The sequence below is a fragment of the Halomonas sp. CKK8 genome (assembly GCF_029625235.1).
GTDB classification, from domain to species: domain Bacteria; phylum Pseudomonadota; class Gammaproteobacteria; order Pseudomonadales; family Halomonadaceae; genus Halomonas; species Halomonas ventosae.
This window is the reverse complement of record NZ_CP121193.1, coordinates 496,048-510,445: the sequence shown is the minus strand read 5'-3', so window position 1 is coordinate 510,445 and position 14,398 is coordinate 496,048. Positions and strand designations below refer to the sequence as shown.

Annotated in this window: 17 protein-coding genes; 13 read left to right on the top strand and 4 right to left on the bottom strand. The window is 65.5% G+C overall.

The window, feature by feature from the left end:
• The first annotated feature begins 8 nt into the window (after positions 1-8).
• From purU to P8934_RS02485, 3 genes are all read left to right on the top strand, one after another.
• Positions 9-884, top strand: a complete 876-nt coding sequence (gene purU / locus P8934_RS02495; RefSeq protein ID WP_278032769.1) for a formyltetrahydrofolate deformylase — start codon at positions 9-11, stop codon at positions 882-884.
• A 14-nt stretch (positions 885-898) separates the two neighbouring features.
• Positions 899-1,759 (top strand): bifunctional methylenetetrahydrofolate dehydrogenase/methenyltetrahydrofolate cyclohydrolase FolD, encoded by an 861-nt coding sequence (gene folD, locus P8934_RS02490; RefSeq protein WP_278033987.1) that lies wholly within the window; start codon positions 899-901, stop codon positions 1,757-1,759.
• A gap of 432 nt (positions 1,760-2,191) precedes the next feature.
• Positions 2,192-3,766 (top strand): BCCT family transporter, encoded by a 1,575-nt coding sequence (locus P8934_RS02485; RefSeq protein ID WP_278032768.1) that lies wholly within the window; start codon positions 2,192-2,194, stop codon positions 3,764-3,766.
• Positions 3,767-4,179: 413 nt separating this feature from the next.
• Here the strand turns inward: P8934_RS02485 and P8934_RS02480 are convergent, their stop codons facing one another.
• The gene (locus P8934_RS02480) at positions 4,180-4,530 is read right to left on the bottom strand and encodes a hypothetical protein (protein ID WP_278032767.1); all 351 of its coding nucleotides are present in this window, start codon (positions 4,528-4,530) and stop codon (positions 4,180-4,182) included.
• A gap of 124 nt (positions 4,531-4,654) precedes the next feature.
• Here P8934_RS02480 and P8934_RS02475 point away from each other — a divergent pair, with 124 nt between their 5' ends.
• Together P8934_RS02475 and P8934_RS02470 are read left to right on the top strand one after the other, a co-directional pair.
• Complete coding sequence (locus P8934_RS02475; protein WP_278032766.1) at positions 4,655-5,548, top strand: dihydrodipicolinate synthase family protein; 894 nt, start codon at positions 4,655-4,657, stop codon at positions 5,546-5,548.
• A gap of 101 nt (positions 5,549-5,649) precedes the next feature.
• Positions 5,650-6,177 (top strand): YgjV family protein, encoded by a 528-nt coding sequence (locus tag P8934_RS02470; protein WP_278032765.1) that lies wholly within the window; start codon positions 5,650-5,652, stop codon positions 6,175-6,177.
• Positions 6,178-6,185: 8 nt separating this feature from the next.
• On the opposite strand, the gene nfsA is transcribed toward P8934_RS02470, so the two are convergent.
• Positions 6,186-6,917 carry an oxygen-insensitive NADPH nitroreductase gene (nfsA, locus tag P8934_RS02465; protein ID WP_278032764.1) on the bottom strand — a complete coding sequence of 244 codons (732 nt, stop codon included), beginning with the start codon at positions 6,915-6,917 and terminating at the stop codon, positions 6,186-6,188.
• Positions 6,918-7,325: 408 nt separating this feature from the next.
• Here nfsA and P8934_RS02460 point away from each other — a divergent pair, with 408 nt between their 5' ends.
• From P8934_RS02460 to P8934_RS02440, 5 genes are all read left to right on the top strand, one after another.
• Positions 7,326-8,468 carry an endonuclease/exonuclease/phosphatase family protein gene (locus tag P8934_RS02460; protein WP_278032763.1) on the top strand — a complete coding sequence of 381 codons (1,143 nt, stop codon included), beginning with the start codon at positions 7,326-7,328 and terminating at the stop codon, positions 8,466-8,468.
• A gap of 307 nt (positions 8,469-8,775) precedes the next feature.
• On the top strand, positions 8,776-9,396 hold the full coding sequence (locus P8934_RS02455; RefSeq protein ID WP_278032762.1) for a LemA family protein: 621 nt from the start codon (positions 8,776-8,778) through the stop codon (positions 9,394-9,396).
• Positions 9,393-10,151 (top strand): TPM domain-containing protein, encoded by a 759-nt coding sequence (locus P8934_RS02450; protein ID WP_278032761.1) that lies wholly within the window; start codon positions 9,393-9,395, stop codon positions 10,149-10,151. The genes P8934_RS02455 and P8934_RS02450 overlap by 4 nt, the downstream gene beginning before the upstream one ends.
• A gap of 62 nt (positions 10,152-10,213) precedes the next feature.
• Positions 10,214-10,831 carry a TPM domain-containing protein gene (locus P8934_RS02445; protein WP_278032760.1) on the top strand — a complete coding sequence of 206 codons (618 nt, stop codon included), beginning with the start codon at positions 10,214-10,216 and terminating at the stop codon, positions 10,829-10,831.
• A 93-nt stretch (positions 10,832-10,924) separates the two neighbouring features.
• The gene (locus P8934_RS02440) at positions 10,925-11,692 is read left to right on the top strand and encodes a DUF1499 domain-containing protein (protein ID WP_278032759.1); all 768 of its coding nucleotides are present in this window, start codon (positions 10,925-10,927) and stop codon (positions 11,690-11,692) included.
• A 34-nt stretch (positions 11,693-11,726) separates the two neighbouring features.
• On the opposite strand, the gene P8934_RS02435 is transcribed toward P8934_RS02440, so the two are convergent.
• Complete coding sequence (locus P8934_RS02435) at positions 11,727-12,359, bottom strand: SDR family oxidoreductase (protein ID WP_278032758.1); 633 nt, start codon at positions 12,357-12,359, stop codon at positions 11,727-11,729.
• 79 nt (positions 12,360-12,438) lie between these two features.
• Positions 12,439-12,921 carry a metallophosphoesterase family protein gene (locus tag P8934_RS02430; protein ID WP_278032757.1) on the bottom strand — a complete coding sequence of 161 codons (483 nt, stop codon included), beginning with the start codon at positions 12,919-12,921 and terminating at the stop codon, positions 12,439-12,441.
• Positions 12,922-12,957: 36 nt separating this feature from the next.
• On the opposite strand from P8934_RS02430, the gene P8934_RS02425 reads away from it, so the two are divergent.
• Genes P8934_RS02425 through P8934_RS02415 form a run of 3 tightly spaced genes read left to right on the top strand, consistent with a single transcriptional unit; the run spans position 12,958 to position 14,358 of the window.
• Positions 12,958-13,185 (top strand): DUF3820 family protein, encoded by a 228-nt coding sequence (locus P8934_RS02425; RefSeq protein WP_278032756.1) that lies wholly within the window; start codon positions 12,958-12,960, stop codon positions 13,183-13,185.
• Positions 13,182-14,171: an ion transporter gene (locus P8934_RS02420; RefSeq protein WP_278032755.1), complete on the top strand. Its 990-nt coding sequence runs from the start codon at positions 13,182-13,184 to the stop codon at positions 14,169-14,171. The genes P8934_RS02425 and P8934_RS02420 overlap by 4 nt, the downstream gene beginning before the upstream one ends.
• Positions 14,164-14,358, top strand: a complete 195-nt coding sequence (locus P8934_RS02415; RefSeq protein ID WP_278032754.1) for a DUF1289 domain-containing protein — start codon at positions 14,164-14,166, stop codon at positions 14,356-14,358. The genes P8934_RS02420 and P8934_RS02415 overlap by 8 nt, the downstream gene beginning before the upstream one ends.
• Positions 14,359-14,398 lie beyond the last annotated feature (40 nt).

Sequence of the window (14,398 nt, the reverse complement as noted above, 5' to 3'; positions counted from 1 at the left end):
TTTCTGTCATGAGACAAGTCACGGACTACTCCAACCAGTACATCCTCACTGTCAGCTGCAGGACTGCGCCTGGAATCGTTGCCGGGATCGCATCGTATATCACAGAGCGCGGCGGCTATATCGCTGAACTATCTCAATTCGATGACAAGATCAGTGGTCAGTTCTTCTTGCGGACGCTATTCAACATTAGCCCGGATTCCCGCTACACCTTCGAAGACATCCGTACTGGATTCAATGCCTTGGCAGACAAGCATGGCATAGCCTGGGCGATGCATGAGGTCAGCCACCCGACCAAAGTCATGATCATGGTATCCAAGTTTGACCATTGCCTGGTCGACCTTCTTTATCGCTATCACAAGGGCGAACTGAACATCGATATCACCGCGGTCGTATCCAATCACCTGGATCTTCAACCGCTGGTCGAGCGTGAGGGCTTTCGCTTTGTTCACCTGCCAGTGACAGCGGAAACCAAGCTTGAGAAGGAAGCCGAGCTACTCGACATCATCAACGCGACAGGAACCGAGCTGGTGGTACTGGCGCGTTACATGCAGGTCCTGTCCGATAGCCTATGCAAGCAGCTGCATGGCCGTGCCATCAATATCCATCACTCCTTCCTGCCCGGCTTCAAGGGTGCCAAGCCTTATCACCAGGCATTCGAGCGGGGCGTCAAGCTGATCGGTGCCACAGCGCACTACGTGACCGCAGACCTGGATGAAGGCCCGATCATCGAACAGTCCGTGCTACCCGTCAATCATGCCTACTACCCGGAAGAACTCGTTGCGCTTGGCCGCGATACCGAAACGAAGGCACTGGCAAGCGCCGTCAAGCTGCACACCGAGAGCCGCGTTTTCCTTTCGGGCAACAAGACCGTCATTTTCAAATAGAAGCAGAGGGCATGATGACTCAACTCATAGACGGAAAGCAGCTCTCGGACCGGGTCATGCAAGAAGTCGCCGCTGAGGTCGAGCTACTCAAGGGCGAACATGACATGGTGCCGACGCTGGCTGTCGTGCTTGTGGGGGAGGATCCCGCTAGCCAGGTGTATGTGAGAAACAAGGTGAAGCGGGCGACAGAGGCGGGAATGGGTTCTATCGAGCACCGCCTTGATGCCGAAACTTCCCAGCACACCCTGAATGCGCTGATCGATGATCTGAACAATGATCCTGAGGTGCACGGCATTCTGGTGCAACTGCCACTCCCGTCACATCTCGATGAGGATGTGGTGATAGCGTCCATCCATCCGGCCAAGGATGTTGATGGCTTTCATCCACTGAACGTCGGGGCACTCGCTTCCGGGCGCCCATCGCTAGTCCCGTGCACGCCACAGGGTTGCATGATCATGCTGCGTCAGGTCCATCCGGATCTTAGCGGCAAGAATGTCGTGGTGGTGGGGCGCTCCAATATCGTGGGAAAGCCGATGGCTGCACTGCTCTTGCAGGCAAACTGTACGGTCACCATTGCCCATTCACGAACGAGGAACATCGAATCACTGTGCCGCAATGCCGATATCTTGGTAGCGGCGGTCGGCCGGGCGGAATTCATCAATGCTGACTGGATCAAGCCGGGTGCAACGGTCATCGATGTCGGCATCAACGCCATTGATGTCGATGGCAAGCGAAAGCTCGTGGGTGACGTGGATTTCGACTCGGTTGCCCAGGTCGCTGGCGCAATTACGCCGGTGCCCGGTGGCGTGGGCCCGATGACGATTGCCTGCCTGCTGTTGAATACGACACGTGCAGCAAGGCATCAGTTGGCCTGACCGTTAGATCTTCCGCCACTCGCACCCAGAATGTCCCGCGTCGCCCCAGGCGACGCAATAATAACAACCTGAGGAGCACGCATGAACTACAACGACGACCCCACCCTGGTCCCAGGCCATGATAACACGCTGATCAAGACGGTCGGGGACGTGGGCGCCGATCCAGTCGCCATGCCAACCCATCCACCTACTCACGCGAATGTCGTGATGCCTTCTCTCGGGGGTAAGGTGGCGACCCACACCCATGCCTCGACCTTTCTGGTCAGGCCCCGGTGCTAACTAATGCACGCACCCTCAACTACCGACAAACTGAAAGGGAAATAAAAAGTGTATATAAATCCCAACGAAGCGAGCGCCCCGCAACCGAAACACGCCGGCTCCCGGGGCATCCCGGCACCGGATGGGCCGGCGAACCTCATCGAAACCGATCACGTGATCGGACAGGACAACTTCGCGGCCTCCAAGTTCGGGATTTCAGTGGACCTGCACGGCAAGGTCTTCACCATCTCCTCACTGACGGTCCTGTTCTTCGTGATCATCACGCTGGCCCTGCAAGACCAGGTGGAACCGGTCTTCAATACCGCCTTCAACTTCCTGACCGTTAACCTGTCCTCGTTCTTCCTGCTGGCGGCCAACATCTTCCTGGTGCTCGCGTTCGTGCTGATCTTCACACCCATGGCTAGGGTCAGGATAGGCGGTGCCAATGCCCAGCCGGAATTCAGTTTTATCGGCTGGTTTTCCATGCTGTTCGCCGCGGGCATGGGCATCGGCCTGATGTTCTATGGGCTCTCCGAGCCACTGACCCACTACGGCAGCGCCATGGGGGGCATCACCGTGGAAAACGGGGTGCGCACCGACTGGGCACCTCTGGGCGCCGCCGCGGGTGACCCGGCCGCCGCCGCCTCGCTAAGCATATCCACCACCATCTTCCACTGGGGCCTGCATGCCTGGGGGACCTATGCCGTGGTAGCCCTGGCCCTGGCGCTGTTCGCCTACAACAAGGGCCTGCCGCTGACCATGCGCTCGGTTTTCTACCCGGTCCTTGGGGAGCGCATCTGGGGCTGGCCAGGCCACGCCATCGATATCCTGGCGGTGTTCGCCACGCTGTTCGGCCTGGCCACGTCACTCGGCCTCGGCGCCACTCAGGCCGCCGCAGGCTTGAATTACCTGTTCGGCATCCCCAACACCAACATCACCATGGTGGTGCTGATCATCAGCATCTCCCTGATCGCGTTGGTGTCGGTCGTCCTCGGCGTCGATAAGGGCGTGCAGCGACTCTCCCAGCTCAATATGGTGTTGGCCTTCCTGCTGGTGGTCTTCGTGATGGCCGTGGGCCCGACCCTGCTGATCGTCACCGGCTTCTTCGAGAACTTGGTCGCCTACCTGGTCAACCTGCCTGCGCTCTCCATGCCCTTCGGCCGTGAGGATGCCAATTTCAGCCAGGGCTGGACCACCTTCTACTGGGCCTGGTGGGTCTCCTGGGCACCGTTTGTCAGCATGTTCATCGCCCGGGTCAGCCGAGGTCGCACTGTTCGTGAATTCCTGATCGCCGTGCTGCTGGTGCCGTCGACTATCACGGTGCTGTGGGTGAGTACCTTAGGTGGCACAGCCGTCGACCAGGTGATCACCGACAACTTCCAGGGCGCCATGGACTCGGCCCTCGAACTGCAGATGTTCGTGGTGTTCAGCCAACTGCCGCTGTCCCAGATCACCTCCTTGATCGGCATCGTGCTGGTGGTCGTGTTCTTCATCACGTCCTCCGACTCCGGCTCGCTGGTGATCGACTCCATCACGGCCGGCGGCAAGGTCGATGCGCCCAAACCGCAGCGGATCTTCTGGGCCCTCATCCAGGGTGCCATCGCCATCGCCCTGCTGCTGGGTGGCGGCCTGAAAGCGCTGGCGGCGGCAGTGATCGTTACCGCCCTGCCCTTCACCTTCGTCTTGCTGGTGGCGTGCTATGGCATGGTCAATGGACTGATAAGCGAGCCTCGAGGTCCCAAAGGCTGAGGCGCTTCACACTATGCATGACCGAACAGGGCAGCCTACGGGCTGCCCTTATTACGCCTTAATTACGCCTTATTCACCGGATTGACGCAGAAAGGAAGATGCTGAGCCCGAGTTCGACACTTCCAACCCGATTTTGGCCTGATTTCGACACCTGTGGTCCGAGAATTCAGTTAGTTAGCCTATTCTGGCCGAATTCTTTGGAGTGACACGTTTTTCTCTTGGCTAGTTGCCGTCTATAGAATGGCCGGACTAGTGTGGTGACATGTTCGTCAACGTCACCAAATCCGGCCCGCGTCGCTACGTGAAGCTCGTCGAGTCTTTCCGCGACTAGGCCGGCAAGTCGCGCCAATGCGTAGTCGCGACGCGGGGCTGCCGACCAGAGCACCCTGTGAGCTCACCTCACTCTCTTCGCTTCATTCTGATCGCTCCGCCAGCACCTGCCGGAGCTCCTGCCGATAGGCCGCCGCGTGGCCTGCCGCGTCGGCGGGGAAGCGGCCGAGCGATACCGCCAGCTCGAAGAACCCCTGCCGGGGCAGGTCGCCGCGGCGGCTGACCACCAGGGCGGCGATCATCGGCCGGCCGGCGGCGACGTCCTCGCGCATCAGCGCCTCCAGCGCCAGGGCGACACGCTGGATGGTTCGTGGGGGCGCGAGGCCCAGCGCCTCAGCGGCCTGCTGGTAGGTGATCGGCAGCCGCTCGTCGGGCAGGCCCCTCAGCAGCTCGCGCAGGCGCAGGGCCAGATCGGGATCGGCTTGGCTCTCCATTCGGTCGACCTCCACGGGTTAGCGGAAAGACTCCGGTGCGCAGCCCGGATGCGTGGTGCCGAGTCTCCGCCGTGGCATACTCCCGAGCAAGTCCGCCGCCAGCCTATGGAGCGAGGAGACCGCCATGTTCACCGGCCTGAGTGCCTTTCCGTTGACGCCCATGAACGAGAACGCCATCGACGAGGCGGCCTTCGTCCGATTGGTCGAGAGGCTGGCCGCTGCGGGCGTGGACTCCATCGGGGCGCTCGGCTCGACGGGGAACTATGCCTACCTCACCCGCGCCGAGCGCGCCCGCATAGCCCGGCTGGCCGTGGAGCACGCCGGCGACGTGCCGGTGATCGTGGGCATCAGCGCCCTGCGCACCCGCGACGTCCTTGCCCTGGCCGAGGACGCCGAGGCCGCGGGCGCCAGCGCGGTGCTGCTGGCGCCGATGTCGTACCAGCCGCTGTCCGAGGAGGAGGCCTTCGGGCTCTATGAGGCCGTGACCGCTCGACTTTCGTTGCCGCTCTGCGTCTACGACAACCCCGGCACGACACACTTCACCTTCAGCGACGCGCTGCATGGGCGCATCGCGGCGCTGCCCAGGGTGGCCTCCATCAAGATTCCCGGGGTGCCCGCCGAGCCAGCGGCCGCCCGGGAGCGTGTCGCGCGGCTGCGCGGCCTGATCCCGCCGGATGTGACGATCGGGGGCAGCGGCGATGCCATGGCCGCCACGGGGCTGAATGCCGGCTGCGAGGCCTGGTATTCGGTGATCGGCGGCCTGTTCCCCGAGACCGCCCTGGCCATTACCCACGCGGCCCGGGCCGGCAAGGGGGACGAGGCCCTGCGGCTGAGCCAGCGTCTCGAGCCGCTATGGGCCCTGTTCCGCCGGCATGGAGGAAGCCTGCGCGTGGTGGCCACCGCGGCGGAGCTGCTGGGGCTCACCGAACCGCCCAGCCTGCCGCTGCCCCTGAAGACATTGGAGGGCCAGGACCGGCAGGCACTGGCCGCTTTGCTGCAGGAGCTGGAACTCTCCTGAGCGCCCCGGCGTGATGCCATCGGCTACCACAGATGTGCGGCGGGCCGGCATGCTAGCATTGCGCGGTTTTCCTCCTTCTCCACCCCGACAGCGGATATTCCATGGACGAGATCGGCCTGAGATGGCTGCTGGGCCAGGGCGTCAGCCTGGTGGCCCTGGCGCTCTGCCTCGTGGCATTCGCCAGCAAGCGGGACGACAGGCTGTTCGTGCTGCTGCTGTTCGCCAACGTCGCCTTCGCCGCACAGTTCGCGCTGTTCGAGAGCTGGGTGGCGGCCGGGATCTCGGCGCTGATCGTGCTGCGCATCGCCCTGGTGCGCCGCTTCCCGCGCCACCGCCTGCTCATGCTGGTGATGCTGGCCGCCACCCTGGCGGTGGCGGCGCTGACCTGGAGCGGCCCGCGGGACATCCCCGCCCTGGCGGCGGGCCTGCTCGGCACCTGGGGCATGTTCATGCTGCGCGGGATCGCCATGCGCGCCGCCCTGGCCGTGGCGGCGCTGTGCTGGGTGATCAGCAACCTGCTGGCCGGCTCGATCGGCGGCACCATCGCCGAGAGCCTGATCTTCCTGACCAACGTGATCACCATGCTGCGCCTGCGCCGCGATGCCCGCCTGCGCTACATCCACGGCTGAGCTACGGCTCACTTCATCTCGAAGCCGCGCTTGACCAGGAACTCGCGCATGTGGGGACGCAGCTTGGTATCGAACAGCGGGGTCAGGTTCTGGGACCAGGTGGAGTCCTTGGGGCCGCCCTTCCGCGACTGGTAGTAGGCGTGCATGGCGTCGTCGTAGGCCGCCACCTGCTCGCGGTCATCGGTGTAGGTGTCCTCCTTGAGGATCGCCGCCACCGGCAGGCGCGGCTTCTTGTCCGGGTCGTGGGCCGGGTAGCCGAGGCACATGCCGAACACCGGGAAGACGTGGTCCGGGATGCCCACCAGGTCGCTGATCTGCTGGGGGTTGTTGCGGATGCCGCCGATATAGCAGATGCCCAGCCCTTCCGATTCCGCTGCGATGGCCACATTCTGGGCCATCAAGGCGGTATCCACGCTGGCCACCAGCAGCTGCTCGGTCATGCCGCGAACCACCCGGGCGCCGGTGCGCTCGGCGGCCTCGGTGGGGCGCTTCATGTCGGCGCAGAACAGCAGGAAGGCGCCGCAGGTGGCCACGTAGGACTGGCCGCCGGCTAGCTCGGCGATCGCTTCGCGGTTCGCCGGATTCGTCACGTGGATCACAGAGTAGGCCTGGACGTGGCTGGAGGTGGCCGCGGCCTGGCCGGCCTCGATCAGCGTCTCCAGCAGCTCGCGGGAGACCGGCTGGTCGGTGAACTTGCGGATGGAGCGGTGGGACTTGAGCAGTTCGATGGTGGGGTTCATGGGGCCTCGTTGCATGGTGTCGGACAGCGTCGCCAGGGCGCGCGGCAACCATCAGGTAACGGCACATTCTCCATCACTCGGCGAGGCTTTGCATCGTCCAGGGGCCATGGCATCAGCAGCAAGATGGCGGGAGCAATGGAGGCATGGCAACACCGTACCTGATGAGTCTGGCGCCGCATTGGGCCATTGAGACCGTCGCCTGTCGCCCGACACAGGATGGTTTATAGTTACTACGCATTTGCTCTGGCGTGCCGCGGCACGATGGTCACCGGGACGGCAAGTACCAGCGTGAAGGCGAGCAGGAGCCCCACAGACGGGCTCCCCGAGGCAGAAGGATACTTGAAGAGGTTGAAGCAAGTACGACCGAGGCTACGCCGGTGACCGGTGTCGCCTGATGAATGAGGTGCCATGGCTGCAACGCTTCTTCTCTGGTCTATCCGAGTGCTGGCACTGCTGTTGCTGGCGGTAAGCTTGCTGCCGATGATCCCCAGCGGACAGTGGTGGGTGCAGTTGTGGGAGTTCCCACGGCTTCAGTTGAGTTTCGCGGCGATCGTGCCACTTGTGCTGCTGGCAGTTCACGCCTGGTGGAATCGGCCACGCTCTGAGCACGCCGTGTGGGCGGCAGTGATTGTCGCGACGGGCGCATGGCAGCTGTCACATATCCTGCCGTTCACGCCTGTCTGGCCGACCGAGGTTCCCATCGCCGAGACTCATGCCGACGGCGATCGCACGGCCCTGAAAGTCTTGACGGCGAATGTCACCTATACCAACGACAGATACGACGAATTTGTGGCAGTGGTCCAGCGTGAAAATCCCGACCTCCTGCTACTGATCGAGGTCGATCGCGCCTGGGCCGAGGGGGTGGCGTCCCTGAATGAGCATTATGCGCATCGGGTCGGGGAGGTTCGTGGCGAGGGGCTGGGAATCATGCTCTGGTCGCGGTTTCCTTTGCTGGAGCAGGAGATCAAGCACCTGATCTCTGATCGTCGGCCATCGATCTTCGTGACCCTGGATGTGCCGGATATCGAGCCGGTACGCTACATCGGCACTCACCCCGTCCCGCCAGGGCTGCGGGACCAGATCAGCCACAACGACGAGACGAGCGAGCGTCGGGACAGTCGGGTCCGCGATGCTGAGCTGATGCTCGTTGCCCGCCACGTTCAAGAGGACTCGGACAATCGCTGGATCGTCACCGGCGACTTCAATGATGTCGCATGGTCCGACACCACCCGGCTGTTCGCAGACCTGAGCGACCTGAAGGACCCGCGCCGTGGCCGACGGCTGCTGAGCTCCTACCCCGCGGAGCGACCCTTATTGCGATACCCGATCGACCACCTGTTCGTCTCAGACGGCTTCCACCTGATCGGCCTCGACCGGGTAAGGGTCCCCGGCTCCGACCATTTCGCCGTCACCGCGACCCTGGCCGTCGCGAACAAGGACCACGCGAAGCCGGGGGCCTCTGAGGAGGAGGAGAAGAAGGCCCAGGAGATGGTCGAGGAAGGTGCCGAAGATGCCGCCGAGCACGATGTCAGCTCGTCTCAGGCGGATTGAAGAAGGCCAGAATCAAGGGGGACGACTCCCTGGTTGCGACCGAAACTAGTGCCGACCGAAAACACCGGGTCAGAGAACAAGTGCCGCTACTGCGGTCAACGCCGACGGTACAGACGTCAGGAACCGCTTGGGATGAACCGTTGGATATTCGCACGCCACCGTTCTTCGCCCCCTTGTTGACCCAAGGGCGGCACGGGCCGTCCTTGTTCGCTACCGAACAGAGTGTCTCCATGCATCGCTTCCTTCGCCTCAACCTGAGCTGTACCGTGGAGATCATCGAATCGCAATCACAGGGATAAACGCCCCCATGCTGACGAGACACACCGCGCTTCCCGACCCTCGCGTCTGGCGATTTACCCTTGTGCTGATCATGGCGTTGCTGTTGACGGGCTGCGGCGTCAACAACATCCCCACCTATGACGAGCAGGTGAAGTCGGCCTGGGGCCAGGTGGAGAACCAGTATCAGCGCCGTGCGGACCTGGTGCCCAACCTGGTCGAGACGGTCAAGGGGTTTGCCCGGCAGGAGCAGGAGACCCTGACCGCCGTGGTCGAGGCGCGGGCCAAGGCCACCTCCATCCAGATCGATGCCGAGTCGCTGGACGACCCGGAAAAGATGCGCCAGTTCGAGCAGGCCCAGCAGCAGCTCACCGGGGCACTGAGCCGCCTGATGGCGGTGTCCGAGCGCTACCCCGACCTGAAGTCGAACCAGAACTTCCTGACCCTGCAATCGCAGCTCGAGGGCACCGAGAACCGCATCGCCGTGGCACGACGCGACTACATCACCGCGGTCGAGCGCTACAACACCGAGATCCGCACCTTCCCCGGTCGCCTGTGGCACAGCGTCCTCTACAGCGACATGCCGCTTCGCGAGACCTTCGAGGCCACGACCGAGAACGCGGACCAGGCCCCCCAGGTGGAGTTTGAATGAGCGACCTTCTGCGCATTCCGCTACTGGCATTGCTGCTCTCGACGGCCCTCGGCCTTCAGGCCCAGGAAAGTGAAGGCCAGGAACTCGACTTTCCCGAGCTGACCGGCCGCGTGGTGGACCAGGCCGAGCTGCTGGACCCGGCCACCGAATCACGCCTGAGCGAGCGGCTCGCGGCCCACGAGGAGGCCACCACCGAGCAACTGGTGGTGGCGACCCTGCCGGACCTGCAGGGCGTCCCCATCGAGCAGTATGGCTATCAGCTGGGGCGCCACTGGGGCATCGGCCAGGCAGAGGAGGACAACGGCGCCCTGCTGATCGTCGCGCCGAATGAGCGCAAGGTGCGCATCGAGGTCGGCTACGGCCTCGAGGGCCGACTGACCGACGCCCAGTCCTCGGTGATCATCAACCAGACCCTGACGCCGGCCTTCCGCGAGGGTGACTACGCCCGCGGCATCACCGAGGGCGTGGAGGCGATGATCCGGGTGCTGGGCGGCGAACCCATGGACACCAGCGCCACCTCCAACGCCCCGGCCGGAGAGCAGGGCCCCAGGGGACCGGCATCGATTCTCTTCTTCGTGATGTTCGTGATCGTCATGACCCTGGTACGGGGCGGTCGCGGCGGCCTGCTGGCCGGCATGCTGCTGGGCGGTGCGCTTGGCGGCAGGTCGCGCGGTGGCGGCGGCCTCGGCGGCGGGGGTGGTTTCGGCGGAGGTGGCGGCGGCTTCGGTGGCGGCGGCGCGTCCGGCGGCTGGTAACCCGGCCCTACGGCCGGTGGCGACACCGACATGACAATCAGGATTCGGAGATCACGACCCCCATGGCCTTATTGAGTGAAGACGAGCAGCGACAGGTAGCCGAGGCGATTCATCGGGTCGAGCGCGATACCGATGCCGAGCTGGTCACCGTGCTGGCGCCGCAAGCGGACAACTATGCCTATATCCCGCTGCTCTGGGCGGGCCTGCTGGCCCTGGTGGTGCCCGGTGCGGTCAATTACTTTCCCGGCTGGCTGACGGCCTGGGAGCTGACGCTGGCGCAGTGGGCGACCTTCATCGTGCTGGGACTGCTGTTCCGCCTTCCCGCCGTCACCACCCGGCTGATCCCGCGCTCGGTTCGCCACTGGCGAGCGGCCAACCTCGCCCGGCGGCAGTTCCTGGAACAGGAGTTGCACCATACCGAGGGGGGGACGGGGATGCTGATCTTCGTCTCCGAGGCCGAGCGCTATGTCGAGATCCTGGTCGACCGTGGCATCTCGGCGCGCATCAGCGACGAGACCTGGGAGTCCATCGTGGCGGCGTTCACCCGCCAGGTGAGGGCCGGCGAGACCCTGCGGGGTTTCCTGGAGTGCATCGAGGCCTGCGGCGAACACCTCAAGGAGCAGGTACCGGCCACCCACGAGCGCAACGAGCTGCCCAATCACCTGATCGTGCTGGATTGATCCCCTTCTGCCCATGCCTCGGGGCATGACGGGCGCTTATCCCCGACCGAGGGGCTACCCTTCGACATGGGCCGACCGACGCGAGGAAGCGGCATGACACCTGACCCCAAGACATCGGGACACCGAGGCACGGGCGTGGCCTTCAAGGTGGCACTGGCGGGGGGCATCCTGGCCATCCTGGCAGCCCTCTCCATGGCCCTCGCGGGGCCGGCCTATCGCACCGGGCTGCTCGCGCTGGGGGATGCCTTCAGCATGCTGCGCTACGGCGCCTTCGTCGCCCTCGGCGCCGCCGGGCTGGGCCTGGTGGGGTTGGTCATGGCCGCCTTCACCCGCCGCGCCCTGCCGGCGCTGCTCGGTGGGCTGGTGATCCTGGCCGGCCTGGTGCTGGTCGCGGTGCCCTGGATGCAGCTGCAGCAGGCCCAGAGGGTGCCGCCCATCCACGACATCACCACCGACCTGCAGGACCCGCCCGCCTTCGAGGCCCTGGTCGCGGCCCGGGAGGCCGCTCCCAACGCCGTGGACTACCCCGGCGAGGCGACCGCCCGCCAGCAGCGCGAGGCCTACCCGGAGATCCAGCCGCGGATCCTCGACGCCCCCCTCGACGCGGTGCTGGCCGCCGTCGAGGCCGAGGCGCGCGACGCCGGCTGGGAGATCGCCACGGTGGGCGACGCCCGGCTGGAAGCCACCGCCACCACCACCTGGTTCGGCTTCAAGGACGACGTGGTGATCCGCCTGACCGAGACGCCGGATGGCGTGCGGGTCGACATGCGCTCGGCCTCGCGACTCGGCGCCAGCGACGTGGGCACCAACGCGGCGCGCATCCGGGCCTTCCTGGCAGACCTGGAGCAACACCTGGAGTAAGGGGACTGGTCGGATCAGCCGGCCGCTGGCCGCGCTATGCCAGCGCCTCGCCGATCTCCCGCTCGCCGTCGAGCAGCACGAACTCGCGATCGACCAGTTCCCGGGCCTTGAGCAGGTGCAGCAGGGCATGGGCGACATTGGCCCGCGAGACCCGGTTCTCGCCGCCGGTCTCGTCGAGGGAGGTGGCCACGCGCTCGGTGGCGGGCTCGTCGGTGAGCCGGCCAGGCTTCAGGATCACGTGGGGCACCCCGGCCAGGCGCAGGTGGGCATCGGCGGCGAACTTGGCGGCCATGTAGGGACGCAGCTTCTCCGGCGCCTCCTGGGGATTCTCGGCGCGCATCGCGCTGACCATCAGGAAGCGCCCGATGCCCTGCTCGCGGGCGATATCCACGGCGCGGATGGCCCCGTAGAGGTCGATCAGCAGGGTCTTGTCGGGGCCGGTGTGCGGGCCCGAGCCGGCGGTGAAGACCACCTGGTCGCAGCCGTCGAAGGCGGCGCGGAAGTCGCCCTCCAGGTCGGCGATCACCGTCTCGATGCCGCGCTCCTCGAACCAGGGCTGCTGGGCCGCGTCGCGGATCATCGCCTTGATGGGCTCGCCGGCGGCCTGCGCCAGCGCGCAGAACTGGCGGCCGATCTGGCCGTTGGCACCGATCACCAGGGTCGTCATGGGCTCTCCTCGGGTTGGGTCGGAAGGTTCACCCCTCCTGCATGCGGGCGGGGGGGGCGCCGGATCAAGGCGTGGCGCGTCACAGCGGCAGGTGAAGAATCGCCCCGCGCAGGCCGCGCGCGTCCGCCCACAGCTTGCCCAGGGTGATGGGCAGCCGGAAGCGACGCTTGCCGGCGGCGCCCGGGTTGAACAGCAGCCGTTCGCCCCGCCATTCGTTGCGCGGCTTGTGGGAGTGGCCGTGGAGCACGGCGTCGCAGGCGATGCTCGCGTCGAGGTCGGCGATGTCGTGCACCAGGTGCAGCCGCCAGCCGTTGACCCGCAGGTCCAGGGTGTGCGGCAGCCCCTCGGCCCAGGCCGCGGTGTCGATATTGCCGCGCACGGCATGCAGCGGCGCCAGCTCGGCGAGGCGCTCGAGGAGGGCGGCGTCCTCGTCCTTGCTGCCGACGTCGCCGAGATGCAGGATCAGCCCGCAGCCCTCGAGCATCGCCAGCGCCTCGGGGCGCAGCAGCCCGTGGGTATCGGCGATCACCCCGATGGGCCCTTCGAGCGTCACACCCGGCATGGTAAGGTCGCCTCTGTCCGTCATGGAGCCAGCATAGTGAATCCCGAAGACCTTGAGAAACTGGTCACCCTGCGCATGCCCTTCGGCAAGCACGCGGGCTGCCTGATCGCCGACCTGCCCGGCCCCTACCTCAACTGGTTCGCCCGCGAGGGCTTTCCCGAGGGGCAGATCGGACGGCTGCTGCACCTGATGCACGAGATCGACCACAACGGCCTGAGCGAGCTGCTCGACCCGCTGCGCACCAACGCCGGGAGCAGAGGGTGAAACGGCCCGTCGGCCTGGCCCTGGAACGCCTGCACATCGCCTGGGACCTGCTGATCCTGGTCCTGGTGGTGGCCAACCTGGCGCTGCTGCTGTTCGACTCCCTCTACCTGCTGCCACCGCTCAACGCGGCCTTCGAGGCCGTGGCCCCGGGCTGGCACGCCGCCTACGACCGACACGTCCATGCCAACTTCATTGCCATCGACCTGGCCTTCGTCAGTCTCTTCCTGCTCGATGTGCTGCTGGGCTGGGCCGTGGCCATCGCCGAGCGGCGCTACCATCGCTGGTTCTTCTACCCGTTCGTGCACTGGTACGACGTGCTGGGCTGCATTCCCCTGGGCGGCTTCCGCCTGCTGCGGGTGCTGCGCGTCATCTCGCTGCTGCATCGCCTGCAGCGGGTGGGCATGATCGATATCCGCCGCTGGCGCCTGTACGGCGTCTATGCCAAGTACTATGACATCCTGCTGGAGGAGCTCTCCGACCGCATCGCCATCCGCCTGCTCGACAATGTGCAGCAGCAGGTGCGCGCCAGCGACTCGCTCTCCCGCCGCATCGTCGGCGACGTGATCCAGCCGCGCAAGCACCAGCTGATCGCCGAGGTGTCCCGGCGCCTGGAGGAGATGGCCGACACCGCCTATGTCGCGAACCGCGACGAGCTGATGCGCTACGTCGGCGCCCTGGTGGGCCGCACCCTGGCCGAGAGCCCGGAGATTCGCCGCCTGAAGCGCCTGCCCATGGGCAGCCAGGTGGCCATGGGGCTGGACGAGACGCTCCGCGACCTGGCCTGCCGGCTGCTCGACGAGGCCGTGAGGGGCATGCGCTCGCCGGAGTTCGGCCATCTGGTAGAGCACATGACGGAGAGCGGCTTCGATGCCTGGCTGCAGGTCGACAAGCACACCGATCAGGTAACCGAGCAGGTGCTGATCGACATGCTCGAGATGCTCAAGGAACAGGTCGCCGTCCAGCAGTGGCGGGAGCGCTATGAGTGATGCATTCGTAGCTCGCCGCTCCCCCTGCGTGAAGCGCTGCCGCCTCACGCAGGAAGGCACGCACTGCGAGGGGTGCGGGCGCACCCTGGACGAAATCACCGGCTGGAGCCGAATGAGCGAGCCCGAGCGCGTGGCCGTCTGGCAGCGGCTGGCACGCGAGGGCAAGGCCGAGCCCACCCAGGCCTGACCGGCAGCGAGGCGCGGCCGACTGCAGAAGGCGCAGGCCG